The organism is Streptomyces sp. NPDC057002 (assembly GCF_042673825.1).
In the GTDB taxonomy this organism is placed as follows: domain Bacteria; phylum Actinomycetota; class Actinomycetes; order Streptomycetales; family Streptomycetaceae; genus Streptomyces.
This window is the reverse complement of the sequence record NZ_JBHURZ010000001.1, coordinates 191514-217092: the sequence shown is the minus strand read 5'-3', so window position 1 is coordinate 217092 and position 25579 is coordinate 191514. Positions and strand designations below refer to the sequence as shown.

Sequence of the window (25579 nt, the reverse complement as noted above, 5' to 3'; positions counted from 1 at the left end):
AACCCACCGACATCACGACGCCTCCCGCACGGTGTGCGGGTCAGAAGGAGCAAGCGTCCACGTGAGCAACACCGATCTGTCCGGGGACCCCTCCCGGGACGATGAGCCGCGACGCCAGGGCGCCGCGGCGGGCCCGCCGGCCGCCGAGCCCGCCGAGGGCGACGCCATACCGGTCGCCGAGCCGTCCGGAGGGCCGCTGACCTCTCCCGTCGGCCGGCTGGCCGTCACGGTGGAACGGCTGCGCCACGAGGTACAGGCGGCGCACGCCGCGGCCGATGGCCGCGCCCTCATGGATCTCGCCAAGGGCGTCCTCGTCGAGCGCCTGCACTGCGGTCCCGCCGAAGCGGCCCGGCAACTGGCCGAACTCGCCGAACAGTCGGCGATGACGCCCCTCGAGCTGGCCGTCGACATCATCAACCAGGCGGCACGCGACCGCCTGACCGAGGTCGCGGTCGACTTCGCGACGGCGGTCCGTGGCACCCCGCCCGCCATGCCGTCCGCCGCCGTACGGCTGCGCACGGCGGAGAGCAGTGCCCTGGCCGCCGAGGACACCCAGGCCGTCGCCGACTCCCTGCTGCAGCACGCCCTGGAACCGCTCGGGGCGACCGGTGTGGCGATCTGGGCGGCCGGCGCCGACGGCTCCCTGACGCTCGCGGGCAGCTCAGGGTTTCCCGAGGGTGAGGCGGAGCGCTGGCGCTATGTGCCGCCGGGCGTGGCGACCGTCGCCCGCACCGCGCTGACCGAGCGCAGGCCCGAGTGGATCCGGTCCCTGGCGGCCGGACCCCCGTCCATCGGCCGTACCCACCAGCCCGACGGCGGAAGGGTCGCCGTCCCCACCGGCGTGGGCGGACGGATCCACGGTGTGCTCGAGATCTGCTGGCCCACCCCGCTGGTCGCGCAACCGCCCGCCGTCGTCCGGCAGTTCGACGCACTCGCGGAACTGTGCGCCCACACTCTGGAGATCCACTCTCCCTCCTCTTCCCTGCCCCCCGACGGCCCCCCGCTCAGGACCGGCCTGTCGGAACTGACGGACCTGGCCGACTCGCTGTACGACCCCGCGCTGGTGCTCATCCCCCAGGTGGACGACACCGGACATCTCAGCGACTTCCGTATCCACCACGTCAACCACCGCTTCCGCGACCCCGCGGGGCGCCCCCGCAGCACCGTCGACGGCGCACTGCTGCTGGAGGCGTATCCCCTGGCGGCCGACGAGAACGGCCTCTTCAGCCACCTGGAACGGGTCTACGCCACAGGCGAGCCGTTCCGGGCCGGGCACATGACACTCACCGCGCTCGTGGACCAGGTGCCGCTGTCCTCCGTCGCCGAGGTCAGCATGACCCGGCACGGCGACAGCGTGCTGCTGATCTGGCGGATCGAGGACGAGGTGGCACGTCTGGCCAACCTGCTCGAGCACGCCCAACGCCTGGGCCGCATCGGCGGTTTCGAGGAGAGCTTCGTCACGGGCGAGATCACCTGGAACAGTCAGCTGTTCGCCCTCTACGGCAGGGCGGAGTCCGACGGGCCCGCACCCGTCGAGGACCTGCGAGCCCACGCCCACCCCGACGACGCCGTCGCCATCGGCCGCTTCCTGCGGACCGTGCTGCACCACCGCAAGCCGGCGTCGGAGGCCTTCCGCCTGCTGCGCCCGGACGGGGTGACCCGCCACATCAGGGTGGTCGCCGAACCCGTCATGGACATCGACGACAGCCTGCTCGCCGTGCGCGGCGCCTACCAGGACGTCTCGGCACAGCACTGGACGGAGGTCGCCCTCGCGGCCACCCGCGACCAACTCGCCCACTCCGAACAGCAGTCCGCGGAGCGGAACCGACTGGCCCTGCAACTGCAACAGGCCATCATGCCCTCCACGGCGGCACCCCTGGTCGCGCCGGGGCTGCGCACGGCCGTGCGCTACCGGCCCGCCGAGACCGATCACCTCGTGGGCGGCGACTGGTACGACGCCGTGGTCCTGCCCTCGAAGCACATCCTGCTGAGCGTCGGGGACGTCGCCGGGCACGGCATCGAGGCGGCCACCAGCATGGTCGTGCTCCGCAACGCCCTGCGCGGCCTGGCCGTCACCGGAGCGGGCCCGGCCCAGCTGCTGTCCTGGCTGAACAGCGTCGCCCACCACCTCTCCGACTCGGTGACGGCGACCGCCGTCTGCGCGCTGTACGACCCCGTCCGCCGGGTGCTGCGCTGGGCCCGCGCCGGACATCTGCCGCCGGTTCTCGTACGGGACGGAGAGGCGACGACCCTGCCCCTGCTCAAGGGGCTGCTGCTCGGAGCGGCGTCGGACATCACCTACCAGGAAGCCGAGATGCGGCTTGAGATCGGCGACACGCTGCTGATGTACACCGACGGACTGGTGGAACGCAGGGACCGCTCCATGGAGGAGTCCCTGAAGCACCTCCTGGTGACCGCCAGCGCCAAGAAGACCACCCTCGACCAGCGCCTCGACCATCTGCTCACCTACAGCAGATCCGACACGGACGACGACACCTGCATCATCAGCATCGAAGTCATGTAGATCGAAGTCATGAGATCGAAGCCATGCGGGCGGCGTCAGGCCGTCGCGGGAGCGCGGCGATCCCAGAACGTATGCCCCGGCCAGCGTCGCTCCTGGGCGTAGGTCTCGGCGTGATGTTGCTCGTAGGCGTCCGTGATCCGGTCGAGGAACCGGGAGTAGCCGTCGAGTGCGCCCGTCTCGCCGGACAGGCACAGATCGACGGTTCGGCCGGCCCGGGCCCCGGTGTGCAGCGCGGTGAGGATGCCCTGGGAGGAGAGCGGGTCGAAGGCGAGGGCGGCGTCTCCGGCGGCGATCCATCCGGGGCCCGCCGCCGGGCGCAGACGCAGCCCGTGGGCCGCGGTCCAGCGCGGCGCCGGGGCATGGGCCGGGTCGTAGCCGTCCAGGCGGGTACGGACGTGGCGGGTGTTCCCGATCGAGGCGAGGAAGCCCTCGGCGGTGCGCAGGGCGGAGTGGGCCAGGTCGGTGTCGGTGAGGTGCGCGACCAGTCGTCCGGCCGGAACCCTGGCCGTGTACCACCAGCCGCCGGGGACCGCCTCGACGAGCGTGCGCAGCTCGGTGTCCTCGGCGCGCCGGGCGGGGAGCCTTCGTCCGAACAGCGCGTACACGGCGACGAGCCGGTCCTGCTTGCGGCGCCGGCCCCGCCGGCGGCCGATCACGGCGCGGCGACCGGTGGCGTCCACGACCCAGTCGCAGCGCACCTCTTCGAGCCCGCCGCCTTCGCGGAGCAGCACGCCCCGGCCGCCGGCGTGCGGGGGACGGGGCGGTGGCACGACCTCGGCCCGGCGCAGTTCGGCGCCGGAGGACTCGGCGGCGCCGCGCAGAAAGGCGTCGAACCCGCTCCGGTCCAGGTGCCAGCCGTGCCCGTGCGGATCGTGGAGGTGGCTGCGGCCGTGGAGGGTCTCCGAACCCCAGGAGGCGTAGGTCCCCACGCATCGCAGATGAGGCCCCGCGGCGAACTCGTCCCACAGTCCCAGATCGTGCAGCAGCGGCCTGGCCGCCGGCAGGAGGGTCTCGCCGATCCGGGACAAGGAGGACCGAGGGCCGTCCCCGCTGTGGTCGACGAGCAGCACGCGACGTCCGGCCCGCGCCAGGACGAGCGCGGCGACGGCGCCCGCCGGACCGCCTCCGGCCACGACCACCTCGAAGGTCACCGCTCGTCCGGGAAGCGCTCGACCTTCTCGAAGTAGCCCGCCATCACCTGCTCCTGGGGTACGTCCGTCTGGGCGAGGGCCGCGGCCACGACGCCGTCGCCCGAGTCCGCCGCCTCCGGCACATGCAGGCACCGCAGATTCCGCAGAGCGGGCGGAGGCTGCTCCGGCTGGAAGCTCACCGCGGACTCCACGAACATCGTCGCGGGCAGCTCAGGGTCGTCCGTGGCGCCCGCGCGCCGTTCCACGAGGCCGAGCTTGCCGAAGTCCTTGACCATGGCGTTCATCTGCTCGATGCGGTCCGGGGGCAGCCATCTGTCCCAGACTGCCCGGCGCTCGAAGGCCGTCCGGCGCTCCTCCGCCGGGCTGCCGGGGTCGACCGCTTTCTCGTAGTCCTGCTCCGTGAGGACGTGGTTGGGCACCCGGGCGGGCCAGAAGGTGGGCAGATAGGGGTCGTAGCGCGGGCCGTACCCGAGGTAGTAGCCGGAGCGGCAGCGGGCGGTGTCGGTCTGCCAGGGCACCGCCATCCAGCGCGTGAGATCACCCGGGCCCTGCCCGTACAGGGGACCGCCGGCGCCGACCGCCGTCTGCGGCGTCAGCACCGCGCCGTAATCGGACTCGGGCGTGCCGGGATCGCGGTGCCGCACCCGGAACGGTGCCATGTACAGGGTGCTGTGGCGCATCGGCCAGGACAGTTCGCATCCCGGGTGGAACGCGTCGGCCAGACAGAACGACAGGGCCGCGCGGTCGAGCATGGCCGGCCGCTCTCTCAGCGGCACCGCGTCGATGTTCCCGGGCGGCACCGCCGCGGGGTCGTGGTCGGCGACGAAGTCCCCCGCGGCCCACCGGGCCAGCGAACGGTACTGCAACGGGGTCAGCGTCAGATGCTGCCGCGGGTAGACCGGCCGCACGCTCATCGTGTCCCCGTAGAGCGGCGGCCAGGGCACGGGCGAGAGCCCGTCGCGGTCGAGGTCCCGCATCGTGGCCCAGATCTGCTGCCGCAGCTCCGCGTTGCGCGGCCCGGGGTCCGCCAGCCGCGCGAGCCGCCCGGGCGCCAGGAAGTGCTCCCGCCCGCCGTGCCCGAACAGCGTGGCGATGCCCCGATTGACCCACTGGAGGTCGCACAGGCGCCGCAGGACCGGCAGGACGTCACGGGTGAAGGAGACCTTGTCCGGCGGTGGCAGGGTGCCGGCCGACACGAAGACGTCACGCAGCAGGTCGTACATCGTGCGCACGGACGTCAGCTCCGGCGCGAAGTTCGGCGGCGCCACCACCACCCAGGCCGGTTCGACGGGAACGGAACGGCCGTCGACGCGCACCCGCGCGCTCACCGGGCCGTCGCAGACGTCGTCGTGCCAGCCGTCGTTGTTGGCGAAGTGCGTGGCCTGCGCGTGGTCCACCGAGGCCGACTTGCCGTGCCCGCCGAGGAACAGCAGCCGGCCGGCGCCGTCGGTGCGGACCTCGCCCAGCTGGACGGGCCTGCCGAGGAAGCAGCCCGTGTCGAACCGGTACTCGGGCCGGCCCGCGCGGTCCCGGCCGCTGACCGAGCGCGGACCGGGGTCGATCACCAGCCGGCCGCGCTCGGCGGGCGGCACCTTGGGGTTGCGGGGCGTGGTGGCGGGCGCGGCCGTGGCCTCGGGGATGTCCAGGGCCAGCTGGAACTGGTACCAGGCGGCCTTCTTGTTGGCCACATGCACGGTCCACCGGATGTCCGCGTTGTCCGCGGTCAGCTCGGCGACCGGCTCCCCGGCGGCGTTGTAGCCGTAGAGACGGAAGCGCGCCGCCTGCCGCTTCAGGGCGCCGGTCGCGTCCTTGTACGAGCCGGAGGGCAGCGGGGGAGGGGCGTCCACCTCCGGTGCGAGGAAGAACTCGTCCGCGCTGTCACCGACCCGCGCCACCCCGATGGCGGGATGGATCGCGGCCCGCACGATCCGGGTGTCACGCCCCTGGGGTTCGGCGGACGGGGGCCGTGCGGGGCCCGGTTCCGCGACCGGAATGCCGTTGGCGTCGCGGCGCCGTGCGGCCGACGCCCGGTACACGACCTTGCGGGCCTCGGCCATGCTGCCGACCGGCCGGTGCTCGGCCGGGCAGTGCCAGGGGTTGTAGGCCAGGTTCTCGCCGTAGGCGTCCTGGCCGCGCGCCCGGACATCCTGCTGACGCAGGGTCAGCCGCGCCACGCGGACCGGTGCGCTCAGCGACTCCTCCCAGCGCACGGTGGCGCGGTCCAGGGGCATCAAGTCCGGGTGCGTGCGGAACTGCACCAGCAGGTCGAAGGCGGCCTCGCCCGCGGCCAGCCGGTGCCGCAGATCCCCCCGCATGAAGGAGGGGTCCTCGTCAGGCGGCGCCGCCTGCGGATCACCGGGCGGGCAGGAGACCGGCGCGAGCACGTACTTCACATGGCGGTCGGCCCCGAACTCGTACGGCAGCACGCCCCAGTACCTGGCCGTCAGCGTGCTCTCCTCCGGCTTGCGCATGGCCTGCAGAATGCTGCGGGTCTCCGGATGCGCGTTCTGGTACGCGACCGGGTCCTGCTGGAACTCGCACATGTCCCGGGCGGTGTCGACGAAGAACACGTCATGGTTCTGCAGGACGAGATCCTGGGTGTCCGTCTGCCCCTCGTCCTCCAGCAGCTTCGGGCCGGGAACGCCGAACAGCTTGATGCCCATGCCGAGGGTCCGGCGGAAGTCCGGACGGTCCGGCAGGATGTCGCTGGAGAAACGGACCCAGGCGGTCAGACCGCCTTCCTGCTCCCGGGCGGCCTTGAGAAACCCGATACAGAGGTCCGGCGGCAGATCGGGGGCGACCGTGAGCACTCCCCGGGCGGTGCCGTGGTACTTGACGAAGACCGGCCGCAGCACCGGGTCCTGGCCCTGGGCGATCCGCTGCCCCATGCGCTTGTCCACGAATTCGGCCAGGATGCCGGCGACCGGCTCGGCGGCGCAGTCGGCCAGGGGCTGAGAGGAGTTCTGGTGCTCGTCGGCTGTCCCGGTCATGGGCGCGTTCTCCCGCTGGTCTGGCTGATTCGGCGTTCGTCCCCTGCTCATAGGTGGAACAAGACCGGAGAAAATATGCCTAAGTCGCTCGTTCGGAGTAGCGCTCCGGCCGCGTGTGACAGGCGCCATATACGCCCTCCGGAACTCGGCTGACGGCCCGTCCGACCACTGAACCGGTGCGCCGCGATCCCGGCGACGTCGTACGACATGACCTGGAGACGCGGTTGATGGACGAGGCCCGGCAGTCCCCTTCGAGCAGTGCGGGCACCGGCTCGCGGAGAGCGGCGCCCCCGCCCGCGCTCTGTGGCTTCCTCCTGCTGCTGGTGCTGATCTTCGCGGTGTCCTACGCCGTGGGCGTCGCCGCCGGCCCTGTCGCACCCGGGATGCAGGGCGACAGCACGAGTGGCGACGGCGGCGACCCGGGCGGTGGCGGGGGGATGGGAGACATGGACGGCATGCAGGGGGGACACGGCTGATGGGGGCCGAACCGGGGGCCGTTCTGGTGACGACCGACCTGACCGTCGGCGGCATGACCTGCGCGGCCTGTGTGGCCCGGGTCGAGAAGAAGCTCGGCAGGCTGGACGGGGTCACGGCGACCGTCAACCTGGCCACCGGCACGGCTCGCGTGAGCCATCCGGCGGACATCGGTCCGGAGGAACTCGTCGCGACCGTCGAGAAAGCGGGCTACACCGCCGCCCTGCCCGAGCCGCCCGAGGCGGAGGAGCGGGCGGACGATGACGGCGAGGATGCCGAGGGCACCCTGCGGGAACGGCACCGGCTGGTCGTCACCGCCCTGCTCGCGCTGCCCGTGCTGGTCCTGTCCATGGCGCCCGTGCTGCAGTTCCGCAACTGGCAGTGGCTGTGCTTCGTACTCGCCGCGCCCGTGGCCGTGTGGGGTGCCTGGCCCTTCCACGCACGGGCGGCCCGGGGGCTGCGCCACTCGGCGGCGACCATGGACACGCTCGTGTCGCTGGGCGTGGTGGCGTCCTTCGCCTGGTCGGCGTACGCGCTGTTCCTCGGGGGTGCGGGGGACCCCGGGATGCGGATGCCGTTCACCCTGGTGCCCACCGCCTCGGACGGCGTCGCGCACATCTACCTCGAAGCGGCCGTGGGCGTACCGCTGTTCGTGCTCGCCGGGCGGTTCCTGGAGGCGCGGGCGCGGCACGGGACGGGGGAGGCGCTGCGGTCGCTGGCCAGGCTCGCGGCCAAGGAGGTCTCCGTCCGGACGGACGACGGCTCGGAACGGCTCGTCCCGATCGAGGAGCTGAGGGCCGGGCAGGTCTTCCTCGTACGGCCGGGCGAGCGGATCGCCACCGACGGGCAGGTGACGGAGGGCAGTTCGGCCGTGGATCTGTCCATGGTCACCGGCGAGAGCGAACCCGTGGAGGTCGGACCGGGATCAGCGGTGGTGGGCGGAGCCGTCAACGCCGGCGGCCTGCTGCTCGTCCGCGCCACGGCCGTCGGAGCCGACACACAGCTCGCCCGGATCACCCGGCTGGTGACCGAGGCACAGGCCGGGAAGGCGCGCGCCCAGCGGCTGGCCGACTCGGTGGCCGGGGTGTTCGTGCCGGTCGTGCTCGCTCTGGCCGTCACCGCGCTCGGATTCTGGCTGGGCGCCGGTGCCGATCCGCAGGCCGCGCTCACCGCGTGCGTCGCGGTCCTGGTCGTCGCCTGTCCGTGCGCGCTGGGCCTCGCGACCCCGACCGCGCTGATGGCCGCGACCGGCCGGGGCGCTCAGCTGGGCGTTCTGGTCACCGGCCCGCAGGCCCTGGAGGGGCTTCGGCATCTCGACGCCGTCGTGCTCGACAAGACCGGCACCCTCACCACCGGACACATGACCGTCGCCCGGGTCACGGCCGTACCCGACGGGCTCGGGAGGGCGGCGGTACTGCGGCTGGCGGGGGCGGTGGAACAGGGCTCGGAGCATCCGCTGGGACGTGCCGTCCGCGCCTGCGCGCGGAAGGAACAGGGCGAGCAGAGGCTGCCGGACGTGAGCGAGTTCAACGCGCTGCCCGGGCGCGGAGTGCGGGGGCGCGTCGAGGGACGGCTGGTCGAAGTCCTAGCCCCCGACGACGACTTGCCCCGCGGGCTGGCGGATGCCCTGGCCGGGGCCGAGACCGCCGCTCGTACGCCCGTGGTGGTCCGCGTGGACGGCAGGGCCGAGGCCCTGATCGAGGTCGGGGACGTCCTGCGGCCCGGCAGCTACCGGGCCGTGGACCGGCTGCGGCGCCTCGGAGTACGGCCCGTCCTGGCCACCGGCGACCGTGAGGCGCCCGCCCGGGCCGTCGCAGAGGCACTCGGCATCGAGGAGGCGCACGCCCGCCGCACCCCCGAGGACAAGGCCGCCCTCGTAAGGGACTTGAAGGAGCAGGGGTACCGGGTCGCGGTCGTCGGTGACGGTGTGAACGACGCGGCCGCGCTGGCGGGTGCCGATCTGGGCATCGCCATGGGCGGCGGCACGGACGTGGCGGTCGGCGCCGCCGACGTCACGCTCGTGCGCGGCGACATCGAGGCCCTGGCGGACGCGGTCCGGCTCGCCCGGCGCACGCTGGCGACGATCCGCGCCAACCTGGTGTGGGCCTTCGGCTACAACGTCGTCACCGTGCCGCTCGCCATGGCGGGCCTGCTCAATCCGATGCTCGCCGCCGCGGCGATGTCGGCCAGCTCGGTGCTGGTCGTCGCCAACAGCCTGCGGCTGCGCGCCTGGCAGCCCCCGCGCTCAACCTCCCTCGCCGCCCGGAGTACCCGATGACCGGACAGCGCCCCTGGCGCCCGACCCGCCGCCGGCTCGCCGACACCCTGCTCGCCGCGGTCCCACCCGTCGCCGCGTGCGGGCTCGCCCTCGGCGGGCTGAGTCTCTGGACCGCCTACGGCAACGCCGGCACCCCGGCCTCGATCACGGTCACCGACGGCAAGATGTTCGCGCCCACCGGTACCACCCCGGACACGGCGGCCTTCTTCCGCATCACCAACAGCGGAGGCGCGCCGGACCGGCTGCTGAAGGTGACGACCGCCGGGGCCGCAGGCCGCGGGCCCATCCTGAGCCGCCACGTCATGACCAGCTCCAACACGGCTTCCGACCGGACCGTGTCCTCGGTCGGAATCCCGGCCGGGAGGAGCCTCGTGATGTCACCGGCGGGCTTCGACGTGATCGTGCCGGTGAAGAAGGGCGGCCGGCAGACCGGTGACCTCGTCGCCTTCACGCTGCACTTCGAACGCAGCGGGCCTGTGAAGACCCTCGCGGTGGTGGTCCGTCCGGGACAGGACAGGGGCTGAGCAGCCGTCATGACCGCCGGGTGGTGTGCGCGCACGGTGCGGGCAGTGGTGTTCGCGGCCGTCTGCGTGCTGCTCGCCGCCCTGGGGCATGTGCTGATGTCGGGCGCCACCGTGCAGTGGTGGACACTGGCCGCCGGGTTCGCCGTCACGAGCGGCGTCGGCTGGGCGCTGGCGGGCCGTGAACGGGGCTTCCCGCTGGTCGTGTTCGTGGTCGTCGTCGCCCAAGGTGCGCTGCACTCGGCTTTCTCGTGGGGCCAGTCGGCGGCGGGCTCCCACACGGGTGCCGGGGCACCGCCACACATGGGCTCGATGCACATGGGCTCAATGCACATGGGCTCGACGGACATGGGCCACGCGGCGCACGCCGAGCACCTGGGCCATATGGCCCACATGGCCCACATGGCCAACATGGCCCACGGCACGGGCGACACGTCGTCGCTCGGCATGCTCGCCGCCCATCTGCTGGCCGCTCTGCTGACCGGTGTGTGGCTGGCGTTCGGCGAGCAGGCCGCGTTCCGTCTTCTGCGGGCCGTCGCGGGCCGGCTGGCCGCCCCGCTGCGGCTGCCGCTGTCGCCGCCCGTCCCGCCCCGCAGGCCCCGACTGCGGCCGACGCGCGAGCGCGCGGAGCGGCTCCCGCGTCCCACCTTCGCGTACACGATCACCTCTCGGGGGCCTCCGGCCGGGACCGCTGTCCTCTGAGACAGCCGGATCCATCCCACTACCGTCCCGGGGCCCTTCGGCCGTGGCACGTTCACCCGTGCCGCCTTGCCGAACCGGTCCCGGATCACCCTGAGAAGGACATCAGGTGATCACTCCTGTCCGCGACGACCGTGCCACGGCCTGGGCTCTCGCCGCCCGGACCGGCGACCCCGACGCCGTCGACCGCTTCGTACGCGCACTGCATCCGGACGTCGTCCGCTACGTCACCTACCTCTCCGCCGACCGCCAGCTGGCCGACGACCTGACGCAGGACACGTTCCTGCGGGCGCTCGGCAGCCTGCACCGGTTCGAGGGGCGCTCGTCGGCGCGCACCTGGCTGCTGTCCATCGCGCGCCGCACGTTCGTCGACAGCCTGCGGTACGCCGCCACGCGGCCGAAGTCGGCCGATGTCGACGACTGGACGGCATGGGCCGAACGCGCCCAGCCGACCGGTCTGCCCGGCTTCGACGATGGCGTGGCCCTGCTCGACCTGCTGGACGCGCTGCCGACCGAGCGCCGTGAGGCGTTCGTCCTCACCCAACTCGCAGGGCTGCCCTACGAAGACGCCGCGCAAGCCGGCGGCTGCCCCGTCGGCACGATCCGCTCGCGGGTGGCACGGGCCCGGGCGACCCTCGTCGCGCTCCTGGACGAGGGAACGTGATCCGAAGAAGCGTGGAACGCAAGCCCGCCCCCGACCGACTACCAGCCCGACAGAACAGCTCGAGGGCGCGGAGAACCCCGTGACACCAGAGATAGAGAATGCCTTCGCCGCCGTCAGAGCCGAGTTCGGCGCGGAATCGATCACCCGGGTCGAGCAGATGCTGGAGCCGGGCGGGGGCGAACGGCATCCGCTGCAGAAGGCAGCGAAGTGGATCATGCCGGGCCTCTCGCCCACGCCCTGGCACGATCCGTACGCCTACGCCGAACTAGCGCCCGTGGTAAGGGAGTTGGAGGCCCGTCACCGGACCATCAAGAAGGAGCTGCTCAGCGCCTGGGAGACCCGCCGGGAGGCGTTCGCCGACTACGAGCACTATCTGACACGCCAGGAGAGCTGGCAGGCCCTGTACCTCTACCGCGAGGGCGGACTGGTCGAAGAATCGGCCGGCACAGTTCCGACCGCATATCAGGTACTGAAGGACGTCGCTGTCGACACGGGCAGGATCTGCCCTCTCCTGGAATGCCATTTCTCCACCCTGTTGCCAGGCGCCGCCATCGAACCCCACTGCGATCTATGGAACTTCAGCATCAATCTGCATTTCGCCGTGGACATCCCCGAAGGGTGCGGCATCACGGTCGCGGGGGAGACCCGCTCCTGGGAGGAGGGGAAATGCCTGCTCTTCGACTACTCCTTCGAGCACGCGGCACGTAACGACGGCACCAGGCCCCGGACCTGTCTGCTCATCGACCTCTGGCACCCGGAGACGACCGTTCCGGAGCGTCGGGCGCTGGTCGCCCTCGTCACCGAGATCCGCAGGCTCATGGGGGAGAGCGGGGGTGACCGATGACGGCCGCGACAGAACCGGGAAGGACCGCGCCGCGAAAGCCGCTCGGGCTTCCTCTGCTCGTGCTGGCGTCGGGGCAGCTCGTCATCTCGCTCGACTACAACATCGTGTACGTCGCGCTGCCCCGCATCGGCACCGGGCTGGGCTTCTCCGGCCACGACCTGCAGTGGGTGGTGAGCGCCTACGTCGTGTCCACCGGGGGCTTCCTGCTGCTGGGCGGCCGGGCCGCGGATCTGCTCGGCCGACGCCGGATGTTCGTCCTGGCGGCTCTGCTGTACGCGGGGTCCTCCCTCGTGGGCGGAGTCTCGGAGTCACCCGGCGTCCTGATCGCCGTCAGGGCGGTCCAGGGGATCGGCGGCTCGCTGCTGTTCCCGGCGACGCTGTCCCTGATCAACACCCTGTACGACGAAGGACCGGACCGGAACCGCGCCCTGGCGGTGTGGAGTGCCGCCGGCGCCGGCGGGCTCTGCTTCGGCTCTCTCCTCGGCGGCTTCCTGGTGGAGGCGTTCGGCTGGCCGGCCGTGTTCCTCGTCAATGTGCCCGTGGCCGGAGTCCTCGCGGTCGCCGCGTGGTCGCTCTTCCCCGGGGACGGCCCGCTCGACCGCTCGCGGCACTTCGACGCGGCGGGCGCGCTGACCGCGACGGGCGGGGTCACACTCCTGGTGTTCCTGCTGGTGCGGGCCCCCGTGGACGGCTGGGGCACTCCCACGGCCCTCACCAGCGCGGCCCTCTCGGCCGGGCTGCTGACGCTGTTCGCCGTCATCGAGACAAGGTCCCGTGACCCGCTCGTGCCGGCGAGGCTGTTCGCCCACCCCGGCCTGCTCACGGCCATGGGGGTGACCGCCCTGTTCAGCGCCACGTTCAGCTCGGTGCCGTACTTCCTGACCCTGTACTTCCAGACCGTCCACGGCTACAGCGCGATCGCGACGGGGCTCGCGTTCCTCGTGCCCGCCGTGGTGGTGGCCCTGGGTACGCAGGCGGGCGAACGGGCCGTGTCCGCCTTCGGGACGCGCCGCATGCTGGTGGGCGGCCTGGCGCTGGGTGCCGCCGGGGCCGCGGCACTCGGCCTGGCGCTCGCCTCGGACGGCTCGTATGCCGCGCTGCTGCCGGGGATCGTGCTGCTGGGCCTCGGTCAGGGGGCCGCGTGGACGGGGATGTGGATCACCGCGTCCGCCGGAGTGGCCCCCGAAGACCAGGGCATCGCCTCGGGGCTGGCGTCGACCACCCTCCAGGTGGGCGGCGCGGTCGGCCTCGCCTTACTGGTCGCCGTCGCCGGGGGAGTCGGGCAGAACGGATCCGGCCCCGGGCTCCTCGACGGCATCCGCACCGCTGTCTTCGTGATCGCGGGCGGTATCGGCTGCGGTGCGCTCGCGCTGCTGCTTCTCCGCAGGCCCACCGGCACCACCGCAGCCGTCTGAAACCACGGAAGGACACCCCCGTCATGGAGATCAAGGAACAGCCCGTCGACGCGATGGGCGCGACGGTCGAGGGCTTCGACCACACCATCGCCTCGGACGCCGACATCGCCGCGCTCAAGAACGCCGTCTACACGCAGAAGATCGCGATCCTGAAGGGCCAGGCCCTCACCCCCGAGGAGTTCCTGGAACTCGGCAAGCGACTCGGCCGCCCCGAGACGTACTACGAGCCGATGTACCGGCATCCGGAGGTCCCGGAGATATTCGTTTCCTCCAACGTGCCGGAGAACGGAAAACAGATCGGCGTGCCGAAAACGGGCAAGTTCTGGCACGCCGACTATCAGTTCATGCCGGCCCCCTTCGGAATCACCCTCATCCACCCCCAGGTCATTCCGCGGCAGAACCGCGGCACGTACTTCATCGACATGGGCCGGGCGTACGAGAAACTACCCGATGACCTCAAGAAGGAGATCACCGGAACATATTGCAGACACTCCGTGCGCAAGTACTTCAAGATCCGGCCCCATGACGTCTACCGGCCTCTCTCCGAGATCATCGACGAGGTCGAACGGAAGACCCCGGCCGTCCGGCAGCCGACCACCTTCATCCACCCCATGACCGGCGAGACGGTCCTCTACATCAGTGAGGGCTTCACGGTCGCCATCGAGGACGAGAACGGCCGTCCGCTCGACGAGGAGCTGCTGAAGCGGCTGTTCGACGCCACCGGTCAGCTCGACGAGGCCTTCGAGCACGAGAACATCCACCTTCAGGGCTTCGAGAAGGGCGACCTGCTGGTCTGGGACAACCGCAGCCTCGTCCACCGCGCCCGGCACACGACCACACCCGAGCCGACCGTCTCCCACCGCGTCACGGTGCACGACGAGCGCGGGCTCCACGACGGGACGGGGGCGGCATGACGGACAAGGCTCTGCTGGCCCAGGTGCTGACGCCGTACAAGGAGCATTGCAAGTACCTGCGTTCGGCTGTCGTGACGGAAACGGACGGCCGGGCTTTTGCCCATTGCGAGTTCGAGATACCCGAGTCGTGCTACATCGACGACACCGGACACCTGAATTCCGTCGAGGTGAACATCTGCTACAACCAGATGATGTATTACCTCGTCGCCAAGTCCGTGAAAGACGGGATCGGTACGGGGTTCGAATCCTGGACGCTGGACGATTTCTGGAAGCATCAGCTGCCGGACATTCTCATCGCCCGTTTCTCGACGCGTTTCCGGCGCCCGGTCGATCCCCGTGCCTTCTCCGGGGAGATGGAGTTCCGGTCCGTCACCCGGCGCACCCGGGCCGACGACACCCCGTTCCTGCACGCCGAGACCGCCTTCCGCTACCGGGACGCCGCAGCGGGCCGCTGCGACGGCGAGGCGACCCTCGCGTTCGTCAACGTCCCCTGAAAGCCGAAGGATTCGCCCATGATGACGCTCGTCCATACCACCCGGCACCACGCCGAGCGCCAACCGGACCACCCGGCGGTGCTCTGCGAGGGCCGCAGCCTGACCTACGCCGGCCTCCACCGCGAGAGCAACCGCGTCGCCCATGCCCTGCGCGCCGCCGGGCTCACCCCCGGTGACCGGGTCGCCTACCTCGGCAAGGAGTCCGAGCACTACTACGAGATCCTCTTCGGCTGCGCCAAGAGCGGCACCGTCCTCGTCCCGGTCAACTGGCGGCTCACCGCACCCGAGGTCAGCCACATCCTCCGGGACTCCGGCACCCGGCTGCTGTTCGTGGAGGAGGAGTTCGCGGCGGCCGTCGGGACGGAGCCCGAAACCGTCGTACACCTGGGCTCCTTGGAAGAATGGCGCGCACCGCACCCGCACCATGACACGGAGTTCGAGGCCACCCCCGACACCCCCGTCGCCCAGCTCTACACCAGCGGCACCACCGGACTGCCCAAGGGCGTCGTCCTCGCCCACCGCAGCTTCTTCGCGATCCGAGACGCCCTGGCGAGCGAGGGGCTTGACTGGATCGACTGGCGGCCCGGCGACATCGCCCTGATCGGCATCCCCGGATTCCACATCGGCGGACTGTGGTGGGCCACACAGAACTTCAACGCGGGCACCACGGTCGTCGCGATGCGTGCCTTCGCCGCCCGCCAAGCCGTCGACCTGATCCGCGACCTCCGCATCACCACCGCCTGCGTCGTGCCCGCCATGCTCCGCATGATGCTGACGGAACCCGGCGTCGGCGCCGAGGACTTCACCACCCTGCGCAAGACGGTCTACGGCGGCTCCCCGATCTCCGAGGCCCTGCTGGAGGAGAGCCTCGCCGTCCTCGACTGCGAGTTCGCCCAGATCTACGGCCTGACCGAGACCGGCAACACCGCCGTCTGCCTGCCCCCGGCCGCCCACGTCCCCGGCAGCCCCCTCATGCAGGCCGCGGGCCGCCCCTACCCGGGAGTCCGCACCAAGGTGATCGACGGGGAGGGCCGCGAACTGCCGCCGGGCGCCCTCGGGGAGGTCTGCCTGGCCACGCCCGCGCACATGGTCGAGTACTGGGGACTGCCCGACAAGACCGCCGAGACCCTCGTCGACGGCTGGATCCACACCGGGGACGCCGGATACGTCGACGAGGACGGCTGCCTCTTCATCCGCGACCGGATCAAGGACGCCGTCCTCGTCGCCGGAGAGAACGTCTACCCCGCCGAGATCGAGAACGTCCTGGAAAGCCACCCCTCAGTCGCCGAGGCGGTCGTCGTCGGCGCTCCCGACGAACGCTGGGGCGAGTATGTGCACGCCTTCGTCGTCCCCACGACCGGGCAACAGCCCAGGCCCCGGGACCTGCACGCCCTCCTCGTCCCGCGGCTGGCGAGCTTCAAGCTGCCCGCCCGCTACGAGTTCATCGACAGCGTCCCGCGCAACCCCAGCGGCAAGATCCTGCGCCGGGAACTGCGCGACCGCTTCTGGGGCGACTCCGTACGCAAGGTCAACTGACCGGCCACCACGGCCCATCGAGAGAGAACGACATGCCCGCTCCCCTCACGCTGGAGGGCTTCCGCGCCGACCTTGCGGAGTTCCTGCACCAGCGGCCCGACGAAGTCGACCTCGACGAGAACCCCTTCCACGCGGGACTGGACTCCCTGCGCGTCGTCACCCTCCTCGAACGGTGGCGGGAGACCGGCGTGGACGTGACCTTCGTCGACCTCGCCGAGTGCACCTCCTTCGCCCAGTGGTGGCAGCTGCTCTCCGTACCCCGGGGAGGAACCACGTGACAGCGGTGCACCACCCGTTGCTGCCCGCCCAGGAAGGCATCTGGACGGGCCAGCAGCTCGACGCGGACAGTCCCGCCTACAACACCGCCGAGTACGCGCACATCCACGGACCAATGGACACGTCCGCCTTCGACGCGGCGCTGCACCACGTGGTCGCGGAGACGGAGGCCCTGAACGTCGCCTTCGTCGCCGACGACCAGGGCCGCCCCTGGCAGATCGACGCCCCGGCCACCGGCTGGCGCCCGCACATGGCGGACCTCACCACCGAACCCGACCCGCACGCGGCGGCGCTGGCCTGGATGGACCAGGACATGGCCCGTCCCGTCGACCTGACGCGCGGCCCCCTCTTCGGCCACGCCCTGCTCCGCATCGACCAGGAGGAGTACCTCTGGTACCACCGCGTCCACCACATCGCCCTCGACGGCTTCGGCCTGTCACTGGTCGCCCGCCGGGTCGCACAGGTCTACACGGCCCTGGCGGCGGGCGAGCCGGTCGAGGACAGCGGCTTCGGCACCCTGGCCTCGGTACGGGACGAGGAGCGGACGTACCGCGAGTCACCCCGATTCGCCCAGGACCGCGCCTACTGGACGGACCGCTACGCGGACAAGCCGCCCGTGGCCACACCCGCCGGCCGCACGGCCCTGCCCGCGCGCACCTTCCACCGCCGGGTGACCGACCTCGACGCCGGGTCCCTGCGTGCCGTCGCCCGCGACCTCGAGGTCACCTGGTCCGAAATCCTGCTGGCCGTCACCGCGGCCCACCTGCACCACACGACCGGAGCCCCGGAGATCGTCCTCAGCCTGCCGGCGATGGGACGGCTCGGCTCCGTCTCGCTGCGCGTCCCCTGCATGGTGCGCAACATCCTGCCCCTGCGCGTCACCGTCACCCCCTCGGACAGCCTGCGCGACCTCGCAGCCCGGGTCTCCGCCGGACTCCGCTCCGGACTGCCCCACCAGCGCTACCGCTACGAACACCTGCGACGCGACCTCGGACTCGTCGGCGGACAGCGCCGGCTGTCCGGGCCGGGCGTCAACATCATGCCCTTCGCATACGACCTGCGGTTCGCCGGACACCGCAGCACGGTCCACAACGTCTCCGCCGGCCCCGTCGACGACCTGTCCGTCAACGTCTACGACCGCTCCGAGGGCGGATGCCTGCGCATCGCCGTGGACGCCAACCCCGGCCTCTACGACGAGGCGGACGTCACCACGTTCCAGGAGGGGCTGCTCTCCCTGCTCGAAGAAGCCGTCGCCGCCCCCGACCGGCCGCTCGCGGAGCCGCGTGCGCGCGAAGCGGTCCAGGTCCTGGACGGAGGACCGCTGCCCGGCCCGGCGCGTCCGGTCCTCGCCTTGATCGCCGACCACGCGGCCCGGAGCGGTGGTTCCGTCGCCGTGGAGCATGACGGGCGCGGCATCACCTACGCGCAACTCCTCGACTCGGCACACGCGCTCGCCGGCCGCCTGTCCGCTCGCGGGGTCGGCCGCGGTGACCTGGTGGCCGTCGCCCTGCCGCGCGGCATCGAGGCCGTCACCGCCGTCCTGGGTGTCCTGCTGTCCGGAGCGGCCTACTGCCCGCTCGATCCGACGGCACCCCCGGAGCGACGGGCCGAGCTGCTGGACGATGCCCGTCCCGCGCTCGTGGTGACATCCGGCGCCCACGCCGGCGATTTCACGGACCGGACGGTTCTGCGACTCGACCAGCCGGAACCCGAGTCCCCGGCCGCCTCGCCGACGACACCGACACCGACGCTGGACGGCCTCGCCTACGTCATCCACACCTCGGGCTCCACCGGCCGCCCCAAGGGCGTGGAGATCGGCCACCGTGCCCTGGCACACTTCGTGTCCGGCGCCACCCACCGCTACGGCCTCCACCGCGGAGACCGTGTCCTGCAGTTCGCCCCGCTCCACTTCGACACCAGCGTCGAGGAGCTCTTCCTCACCCTCTGCGCGGGCGCCACCCTCGTGGTCCGCACCGGCGACATGACCGAGTCGGTCCCCGGGTTCCTGGACGCCTGCGCCCGGCTGCGGATCAGCTTCCTCGACCTGCCGACGGCGTACTGGCACGAACTGGCCTACGCCGTCTCGACCGGCGCCGCGACCCTGCCGGCCGAGGTACGCACCGTCGTCATCGGCGGGGAGCCGGCCCTGCCCGCACGGGTCGACGGCTGGCGCGAGGCCGTGGGGACGTCGATCCGGCTGCTGAACAGCTACGGCCCGACGGAGGCCACGGTGGTCGCCACCGTCGCCGACCTGCACGACCCCTCGCTCGTCCCGGGGGACGTTCCCATCGGGCTGCCGCTGCCCGGCACTCGGGCCGCGGTCGTCGACGGCGAACTGCACCTCCTGGGCGACAACCTGGCCCTCGGCTACCGAGGAGAACCGGCCCCGGACGCCTCCCATTTCGCCCCGCTCGACCGACTCCCCGGGGCACCCCGCGCCTACCGCACCGGTGACCTGGTGCGGATCGGCGACGACGGGCAGCTGCGCCATCTGGGCCGCGCGGACGCCGAGTTCAAGATCAGCGGACACCGGGTGCACCCGGCCGAGGTCGAGCGTGTCCTGGTGACCCATCCGGGAGTCCGCGACGCCGTTGTCGTCGGGCAGGTGCTGGGCGACGGAACTCGGCGGCTGAGCGCGTACGTCGTCCCGGACGGGCCCGCACCGGCCGTGGCCTTGATCCGGGACCGGCTCCGGGCGGTGCTGCCCGCCGCGATGATCCCGTCGGCCGTCGAGTTCCTGGACCGCCTGCCCCGGACGAGTTCGGGGAAGATCGACAGGAAGGCGCTTGCCACGCCCGGCGAGCAGCCGGCGGTAAAGGTGGCGGTGGCGGTGGCCCACAGCTCGCTGGAGCGCACCATCGCCGCCGTCTGGCAGCACATGCTCGGCGTGGCCGCCGTGTCCGCGCAGGACGACGTCTTCGACCTCGGCGCCCAGTCGCTCCAAGCCATCCAGGTCGCCAACCGGCTCGGCGTCGCACTGCGCCGGGAGGTGAAGGTGGCCTGGCTGTTCCAGCATCCGACCCCGGCCGGGCTGGCCCGGTACCTGGAGGGGCAGGAGGGGCGGTCAACCGCCGCAGGTCTTCCGTCGGCCTTGCTCACCGACACCGTCCTCGATCCGGACATCCGGCCCGGCGACGGCCCTCGGACGGACGGCACACCGGACAGGGTCCTGCTCACCGGCGCCACCGGCTTCGTCGGCGTACATCTGCTGGCCGAACTCCTCACCGGCACCGACGCGGAGGTCGTCTGCACGGTCCGCGCCCCGAGCGCCGCCGAGGCCACCGCCCGCCTTCACCAGGCCCTGGAGACCCACCGAATCCACCTCCCCGACACAGCGAAGAAGCGCATCACGGCGGTGTGCGCGGACCTGGCCCGCCCCCGACTCGGCGTGGACGAAGAGACGTTCAGCGAACTCGCCCGCACCTGCGGGGCGATCCTCCACAACGCGGCGACCGTCAGCATCATGCGCGAGTACGCCACCCTCCGCGCCGCCAACACTCAGTCCACGAAGGACCTGTTGCGCATGGCGGCCGTACGGTCGGCCCCCCTGCACTTCATCTCCACCCTCTCCGTCGCCCCGCCCCTCGCCCTCAGCCCCGAAGTACCGGAGGAGTTCCTGCCGCCCCACCCGGGACTGCGCTACGGCTACCAGCAGTCCAAGTGGGCGGCCGAGCGCTTGCTCGAACAGGCCGCCGAGCGGGGTCTGCCGGTCACCGTGCACCGGCTGGGCCGCGTCGTCGGCCCGTCCGCCACCGGCTACGTGAACGAGCGGGACTTTCTGTGGAGCGTGTTGCGCGCGGGGGTTCCGGCGGGCATGGTGCCCGACCTGTTCGAGGAGGAGGTCTGGACACCGGTCGACCACGTCGCGAAGGCCCTGATCCACCTCTGCCTCGGTCAACCCCATTCGGTGGCAAGGGTGTTCAACCATGCCCACAGCGCCCCCGTGCGGATGAGCGATGTCTACGACTGGCTGGAGGAATACGGCTACTCCCTGCGGCGCATGCCGCTGGACCAGTGGCGGGCCGAGCTCCCCCGTACGTCCGGCGCGGCGGCGACGACGCTCGCCTTCTTCGACTCCTGGGACACCGAGCCCGACCTGCGCCTGGGGCGTGTCCGCGCGGACAACGTCGTGAACGGTTTGCACGGCAGCGGCATCACCTGCGCGTCCGTCGACCGGGACCTCGTCTTCCGCTACCTCGACCACTGCGTCGACACCGGAGCGCTGCCCACGCCTGTCCGTAAGCAAGGCCAACTCCGTTTCTCAACAAAGTAGTTGACCTCGTCGGGAACTCCGAGGCTCAGCCCCCCGACTACTGCACCGGAACCCACCACAGCTCACGAACAGCCCGCAACAAGGAGCAAGCATGTCGACGAAACGGCCGGTCGCCGTCGCCCTGGCCGGTGCCCTCTGCCTCATCACCACGGCATGCGCCGACGCCTCGACGGACAAGGACGGCGCCACAGACGGCGATGCGGCCGCCGTGCGGTCCGGCTACCCCGTGACCCTCGACAGCTGCGGGGTGTCTCAGAAGTTCACCAAGGCGCCCGGCCGCGTCGTCGTCATGAACGGAGCCTCGGTCGCCGAGGTCTCCACCCTGCTCGCCCTGGGCCTCGGCGACAAGATCGTCGCCAATCAGCAGAGCTACGGCATGTCCGAGGTCCCCGGCCGCGCCAAGGCGATCAAGGCACTGCCCAACGGCGACGTCAAGCTCAACGACGCCTACGACATTCCGCGTGAGGCGATGATCGGTCTGCGCCCCGACCTGGTGCTCTCCACGACCTCCTACGGCTTCGACGAGAAGAACGGCTTCGCCACCCGCGAGCAGCTGGGGCAGGTCGGAGCCAACACCTATGTCTCCCCGCAGGGCTGCGACCAGGACACCTCCAAGATGACCATCGCCGACAGCTACACGCTGCTGCGCGACATGGGCAAGATCTTCGGCAAGAGCGACCGGGCCGAGAAGCTGATCGCCGCCTCGGAGAAGAGCATCGCCGCCGTCTCCGCCAAGGTGAAGGGGGAAAAGAAGCCCAGGGTCATGGTCCTGTTCTCCAACATGGCGATGGGCGGCAACGACTTCAGCTCGGTCGTCGCCAAGGGCATCTACAACGACATCCTCGCCCGAGCCGGCGGCTCCAACGCCTTCGAGGACGCCTCCAAGACCTCCTTCGCCGATCTGAGCAAGGAGAAGGTGGCCGCCACCGACGTCGACGCCCTCGTCGTCATCGGCTACAACGACCCGGACCCGGCGGCCTACGCCGAGAAACTGCTGAAGGAGTTCCCCCAGTGGCCGGCCGCGAAGAACAAGAAGTACGTGGCGCTGTCGGACTCGATGTACCTCGGCCCGAGCAACGACCTGGCCGTGGAGAAGATCGCCGGGATGCTGCACCCCGACAAGGTCTGAACGGCCTGCGGCTGTCCCTCGCCGTGGGCGTCCTGCTGGTCGTCCTCGTCGCCGTCATGGTGGTGGCGGTGAGCATCGGGGCGGTCAACATCCCGGTGGCCGACGTGTGGCGGATCCTCCTGCACCACGTCACCGGGCAGGGAGCCACCGCCGACCCGGCGACGGACCAGATCGTCTGGAGCTTCCGGGCCCCCCGCGTCGCCCTGGCCGCCCTGGTCGGCGCGGGCCTCGCCATCGCCGGGGCGGTCCTCCAGACCCTGGTCGCCAACCCGCTCGCCGACCCGATCGTCCTGGGCTTCTCCTACGGCGCCTCGCTCGGGGCCGTACTGGTCATCACCCTCGGCGGCGTCGCACTCGGCGGGCTGGCCGGCCTCGGGGTGTCGGGTGCCGCGTTCGTCGGAGCCCTGGCGGCCGGGGCCCTGGTCTTCGCGCTCGGACAACGGCGGGGACGCCTGGCCCCCACCCGCCTGGTCCTGGCCGGAGTCGCGGTCGGCTACGTCCTGCTGTCGATGACCAGCTTCGTCCAACTGCTGGCCACACCCACCGAGTTGCGGACGGTGATGTTCTGGATGCTGGGCAGCGTCGCGGGCGCCCAGTGGGACCAACTGCCCACCGTCACGGTCGTGGTCCTGTCGAGCACCGTCGTACTGACCCTGTTCGGACGGCGGCTCAACGCCCTGCTGGCCGGCGACGAGTCCGCCACCGCGCTCGGTGTGGACGTCAACCGGCTGCGCGCCGTCCTGCTGGTCATCAGCGCGCTGCTCACCGGAACCGTCATCGCCGTCGCCGGCGGCATCGGCTTCGTCGGCCTGATGATCCCCCACCTGGTCCGCCTCACCGTGGGCGCCGACCACCGCAGGCTGCTGCCCCTGACCGCACTCCTCGGAGCCGTCTACCTGGTGGTCGTGGACCTGCTCTCCCGGACCGTCAACCGCCCCAACGAACTGCCGCTGGGCATCCTCACCGCCCTGCTCGGAGCCCCGTTCTTCCTCTGGCTGCTGCGCCGCGACAAGGGCTTGGACACCGTATGAAACTGACCGTGGACAACCTCCACATCACCCTGGACCGCAAACCGATCCTCCGTGAGGTGAACCTGGAGGCAGCCAAGGGCGACATCGTCGGGCTCGTGGGGCCCAACGGCAGCGGCAAGTCCACCCTGCTCCGCACGGTCTACCGCTCACTGCGCCCGGCCGACGGCGTGGTCAGGGTGGGGGACGACGACGTCTGGGGGCTGTCCGCGCGCACCGCCGCCCGCCGCACGGCAGCCGTGCTCCAGGACGCCGGCACCACCACCGGCCTGACCGTGACCGAGATCGTCGCCCTGGGCCGCACACCCCACCACGGCCTCATGGGCCGGGACGGCACCGAGGACCGCCGGGCCGTGGCGGAGGCGGTCGACCGCTGCGGCGTCGCCCCCTTCGCGGACCGCGACTACGCCACCCTCTCCGGCGGCGAACGCCAACGCGTCCTCCTGGCCCGCGCTCTCGCCCAGCGCCCGCAGCTCCTGGTCCTGGACGAACTCACCAACCACCTCGACATCCGCGCCCGTTTCGAACTCCTTGACCTGATCCGCAGCACCGGGATCACCACCCTGGCGGTTCTGCACGACCTCGACCTCGCCGCCCGGCTCTGCGACCACCTCGTCGTCCTCCACGAGGGCGAGGTGGTGGCGGCCGGACCCGTACTGGAGATCCTGACCCCGGACGTCCTGCGCGGCGTCTTCGGCGTACTGGGCAGGACGGAGCGACACGAAGACGGCGTCGTCCGCATCACGTACGCGGCCCAGCCGCTTGCCGTCGGCCCGCCCGGAACGGCGTGCTCCCAGGCCCCGGCACCTGGCGTCAGGGATCCGTCAGCATCGGCCCGATCGCCATCGCCATCGCCATCGCCGTCGCCGTCAGCGTCCCGTCATGAAGGGTCGGAGCACCCCGCGAGCCGGGCATAGCGTCACCGGAGATCCCCGGTACACATCCCCGCACCACCATCGAGCCGGGCCGGGCCATCGCCTCCCCGGCGGGCATCGCGCCTTACCACGTCCCGTCCGTCAAGCGCACCGGCGGCCACACCTTCGTGGCCGTCGACGGTGGCATGATCGACAACCCCCGGCCGGCGCAGTACGGGGTGCGGTACGCGCCCCGGCTGATCGGCGGGCGCGGGAGTGTGTCCCCGGGCCTGCCCGGAGGTGACCAGCCCGCTGACCGGCAGCTCGCTCTCATTCAGCGCCCACAGCAGCCGGCAGCGCGAGGGGCCGGCGACCGCCCTGCCCCGCCGCCCGCTCCTCTTCGCAGGACGCTGCTCACGCTTCCGTGCAAAGGTGGTAATCGCGGCACGCGCGACACCCGCGTCCCGCAAGGAGGTGAGCCATGACGGCCCACGACACGCCTCGGCAAGAGATCCCCGTCGTCGACTGTGCCCTGTACGAGTACGGGCGCCGCAGGCCCGGACGCCTGCCCTTGGACGAGGCCATGGACGTCACCCGCACCACCCCCGGCGGATTCGTCTGGATCGGCCTGCACGCCCCGACCGCCGACCAGCTCCAGATCGTCGCCCGGGCCTTCGGCCTGCACCCGCTCGCCGTCGAGGACGCCCTCAACGCCCACCAGCGACCCAAGCTGGAGCGCTACGACGACACCCTCTTCCTCGTCCTGCGCACCGCGGTCTACCTCGAACACGAGGAGCTGACGCCCACCACCGACATCGTCGGCACCGGCGAGATCATGGCCTTCGTCGGCCGCGACTTCATCGTCGTCGTACGCCACGACCCCGCCCGGCATCTGAGCGGTGTCCGCACCGGCCTGGAAGCCGACCCCGGGCGTCTGGCCCACGGCCCGGTCGCGGTGCTGCACGCGATCGCGGACACGGTCGTCGACCAGTACCTCGACGTCGTCGCCGCCCTGGAGGGGGACGTCGACCAGGTCGAGTTCGACGCCTTCTCCCCGGACGCCAGACACGACGTCGGCCGCGTCTACCAGCTCAAACGCGAGCTCCTCGAACTGCGTCGCACCGTCGCGCCGCTCGCCCAGCCCTTGGCCGATCTCGCCGAGCGCCGCGTCCCGGGCGTCGACCGGGAGCTGGCCGCGTACTTCCGTGACGTCGCCGACCACCTAGCCCAGGCCGCGGAACGGGTCACCGTGCTCACCGAACTCGTCGACAACGCCCTGACCATGGCCCTCGCGCAGACGAGCGTCCAGCAGAACCACGACGTGCGCCGCATCAGCGCGGCCGCCGCCCTGATCGCCATCCCCGTCGCCATAGCGGCCGTCTACGGCATGAACTTCGACCACATGCCCGAGCTGCGACGGCTGTTCGGCTACCCGACGATCCTGATCACCACCGCGGCCCTGGTCACCCTCGTCTACCTGGTCTTCCGCAAGAAGCGCTGGCTCTGAAACGACTC

19 protein-coding genes and 1 pseudogene are annotated in these 25579 nt (G+C 71.6%); 18 read left to right on the top strand and 2 right to left on the bottom strand.

Going from position 1 to position 25579, the window contains the following annotated elements; all coding sequences use genetic code 11:
- The first annotated feature begins 61 nt into the window (after positions 1 to 61).
- Positions 62 to 2524, top strand: a complete 2463-nt coding sequence (locus ACFT32_RS01030; RefSeq protein WP_382484304.1) for a SpoIIE family protein phosphatase — start codon at positions 62 to 64, stop codon at positions 2522 to 2524.
- Between the two features lie 35 nt (positions 2525 to 2559).
- Here ACFT32_RS01030 and ACFT32_RS01025 read toward each other — a convergent pair whose 3' ends face one another.
- Entirely contained in the window at positions 2560 to 3675 is a 1116-nt protein-coding gene (locus ACFT32_RS01025; RefSeq protein ID WP_382484302.1) for an NAD(P)/FAD-dependent oxidoreductase, read from the bottom strand.
- Complete coding sequence (locus ACFT32_RS01020; RefSeq protein WP_382484300.1) at positions 3672 to 6665, bottom strand: LodA/GoxA family CTQ-dependent oxidase; 2994 nt, start codon at positions 6663 to 6665, stop codon at positions 3672 to 3674. Before ACFT32_RS01020 ends, ACFT32_RS01025 begins: the two co-directional genes overlap by 4 nt.
- A gap of 227 nt (positions 6666 to 6892) precedes the next feature.
- On the opposite strand from ACFT32_RS01020, the gene ACFT32_RS01015 reads away from it, so the two are divergent.
- The 17 genes and pseudogenes from ACFT32_RS01015 to ACFT32_RS00935 all read left to right on the top strand — a co-directional run bounded on the left by ACFT32_RS01015 (position 6893) and on the right by ACFT32_RS00935 (position 25571).
- Positions 6893 to 7141 (top strand): hypothetical protein, encoded by a 249-nt coding sequence (locus tag ACFT32_RS01015; protein ID WP_382486990.1) that lies wholly within the window; start codon positions 6893 to 6895, stop codon positions 7139 to 7141.
- Positions 7141 to 9417 carry a heavy metal translocating P-type ATPase gene (locus tag ACFT32_RS01010; protein ID WP_382484298.1) on the top strand — a complete coding sequence of 759 codons (2277 nt, stop codon included), beginning with the start codon at positions 7141 to 7143 and terminating at the stop codon, positions 9415 to 9417. The genes ACFT32_RS01015 and ACFT32_RS01010 overlap by 1 nt, the downstream gene beginning before the upstream one ends.
- Positions 9414 to 9941 carry a copper chaperone PCu(A)C gene (locus ACFT32_RS01005; protein ID WP_382484296.1) on the top strand — a complete coding sequence of 176 codons (528 nt, stop codon included), beginning with the start codon at positions 9414 to 9416 and terminating at the stop codon, positions 9939 to 9941. Before ACFT32_RS01010 ends, ACFT32_RS01005 begins: the two co-directional genes overlap by 4 nt.
- A 9-nt stretch (positions 9942 to 9950) precedes the next feature.
- A complete protein-coding gene (locus tag ACFT32_RS01000) occupies positions 9951 to 10640 on the top strand; it encodes a hypothetical protein (protein WP_382484294.1) in 690 nt (229 codons plus the stop codon).
- 106 nt (positions 10641 to 10746) lie between these two features.
- A complete protein-coding gene (locus ACFT32_RS00995) occupies positions 10747 to 11301 on the top strand; it encodes a sigma-70 family RNA polymerase sigma factor (protein WP_382484292.1) in 555 nt (184 codons plus the stop codon).
- A gap of 79 nt (positions 11302 to 11380) precedes the next feature.
- Positions 11381 to 12145, top strand: coding sequence for an aspartyl/asparaginyl beta-hydroxylase domain-containing protein (locus tag ACFT32_RS00990; protein ID WP_382484290.1), 765 nt, complete (start codon positions 11381 to 11383; stop codon positions 12143 to 12145).
- On the top strand, positions 12142 to 13560 hold the full coding sequence (locus tag ACFT32_RS00985; RefSeq protein WP_382484287.1) for an MFS transporter: 1419 nt from the start codon (positions 12142 to 12144) through the stop codon (positions 13558 to 13560). The genes ACFT32_RS00990 and ACFT32_RS00985 overlap by 4 nt, the downstream gene beginning before the upstream one ends.
- Before the next feature lie 23 nt (positions 13561 to 13583).
- Positions 13584 to 14474, top strand: a complete 891-nt coding sequence (locus tag ACFT32_RS00980; RefSeq protein ID WP_382484285.1) for a TauD/TfdA dioxygenase family protein — start codon at positions 13584 to 13586, stop codon at positions 14472 to 14474.
- On the top strand, positions 14471 to 14968 hold the full coding sequence (locus ACFT32_RS00975; protein WP_382484283.1) for an FcoT family thioesterase: 498 nt from the start codon (positions 14471 to 14473) through the stop codon (positions 14966 to 14968). The genes ACFT32_RS00980 and ACFT32_RS00975 overlap by 4 nt, the downstream gene beginning before the upstream one ends.
- An 18-nt stretch (positions 14969 to 14986) precedes the next feature.
- Positions 14987 to 16504 (top strand): long-chain-fatty-acid--CoA ligase, encoded by a 1518-nt coding sequence (locus ACFT32_RS00970; protein WP_382484282.1) that lies wholly within the window; start codon positions 14987 to 14989, stop codon positions 16502 to 16504.
- A 32-nt stretch (positions 16505 to 16536) separates the two neighbouring features.
- Positions 16537 to 16782 (top strand): phosphopantetheine-binding protein, encoded by a 246-nt coding sequence (locus ACFT32_RS00965; RefSeq protein WP_382484279.1) that lies wholly within the window; start codon positions 16537 to 16539, stop codon positions 16780 to 16782.
- A complete protein-coding gene (locus ACFT32_RS00960; protein ID WP_382484276.1) occupies positions 16779 to 21053 on the top strand; it encodes an amino acid adenylation domain-containing protein in 4275 nt (1424 codons plus the stop codon). Before ACFT32_RS00965 ends, ACFT32_RS00960 begins: the two co-directional genes overlap by 4 nt.
- Before the next feature lie 91 nt (positions 21054 to 21144).
- Positions 21145 to 22182, top strand: a complete 1038-nt coding sequence (locus ACFT32_RS00955) for an ABC transporter substrate-binding protein (protein WP_382484274.1) — start codon at positions 21145 to 21147, stop codon at positions 22180 to 22182.
- 56 nt (positions 22183 to 22238) lie between these two features.
- Positions 22239 to 23213: a FecCD family ABC transporter permease gene (locus tag ACFT32_RS00950; RefSeq protein ID WP_382486989.1), complete on the top strand. Its 975-nt coding sequence runs from the start codon at positions 22239 to 22241 to the stop codon at positions 23211 to 23213.
- Positions 23210 to 24127 carry an ABC transporter ATP-binding protein gene (locus ACFT32_RS00945; RefSeq protein WP_382484271.1) on the top strand — a complete coding sequence of 306 codons (918 nt, stop codon included), beginning with the start codon at positions 23210 to 23212 and terminating at the stop codon, positions 24125 to 24127. The genes ACFT32_RS00950 and ACFT32_RS00945 overlap by 4 nt, the downstream gene beginning before the upstream one ends.
- A 23-nt stretch (positions 24128 to 24150) precedes the next feature.
- Positions 24151 to 24351 (top strand): annotated as a pseudogene (locus ACFT32_RS00940) (diaminopimelate decarboxylase); the annotation flags it as partial.
- Positions 24352 to 24545: 194 nt separating this feature from the next.
- The gene (locus ACFT32_RS00935; protein WP_382484269.1) at positions 24546 to 25571 is read left to right on the top strand and encodes a magnesium and cobalt transport protein CorA; all 1026 of its coding nucleotides are present in this window, start codon (positions 24546 to 24548) and stop codon (positions 25569 to 25571) included.
- The last annotated feature ends 8 nt before the right edge of the window (positions 25572 to 25579 follow it).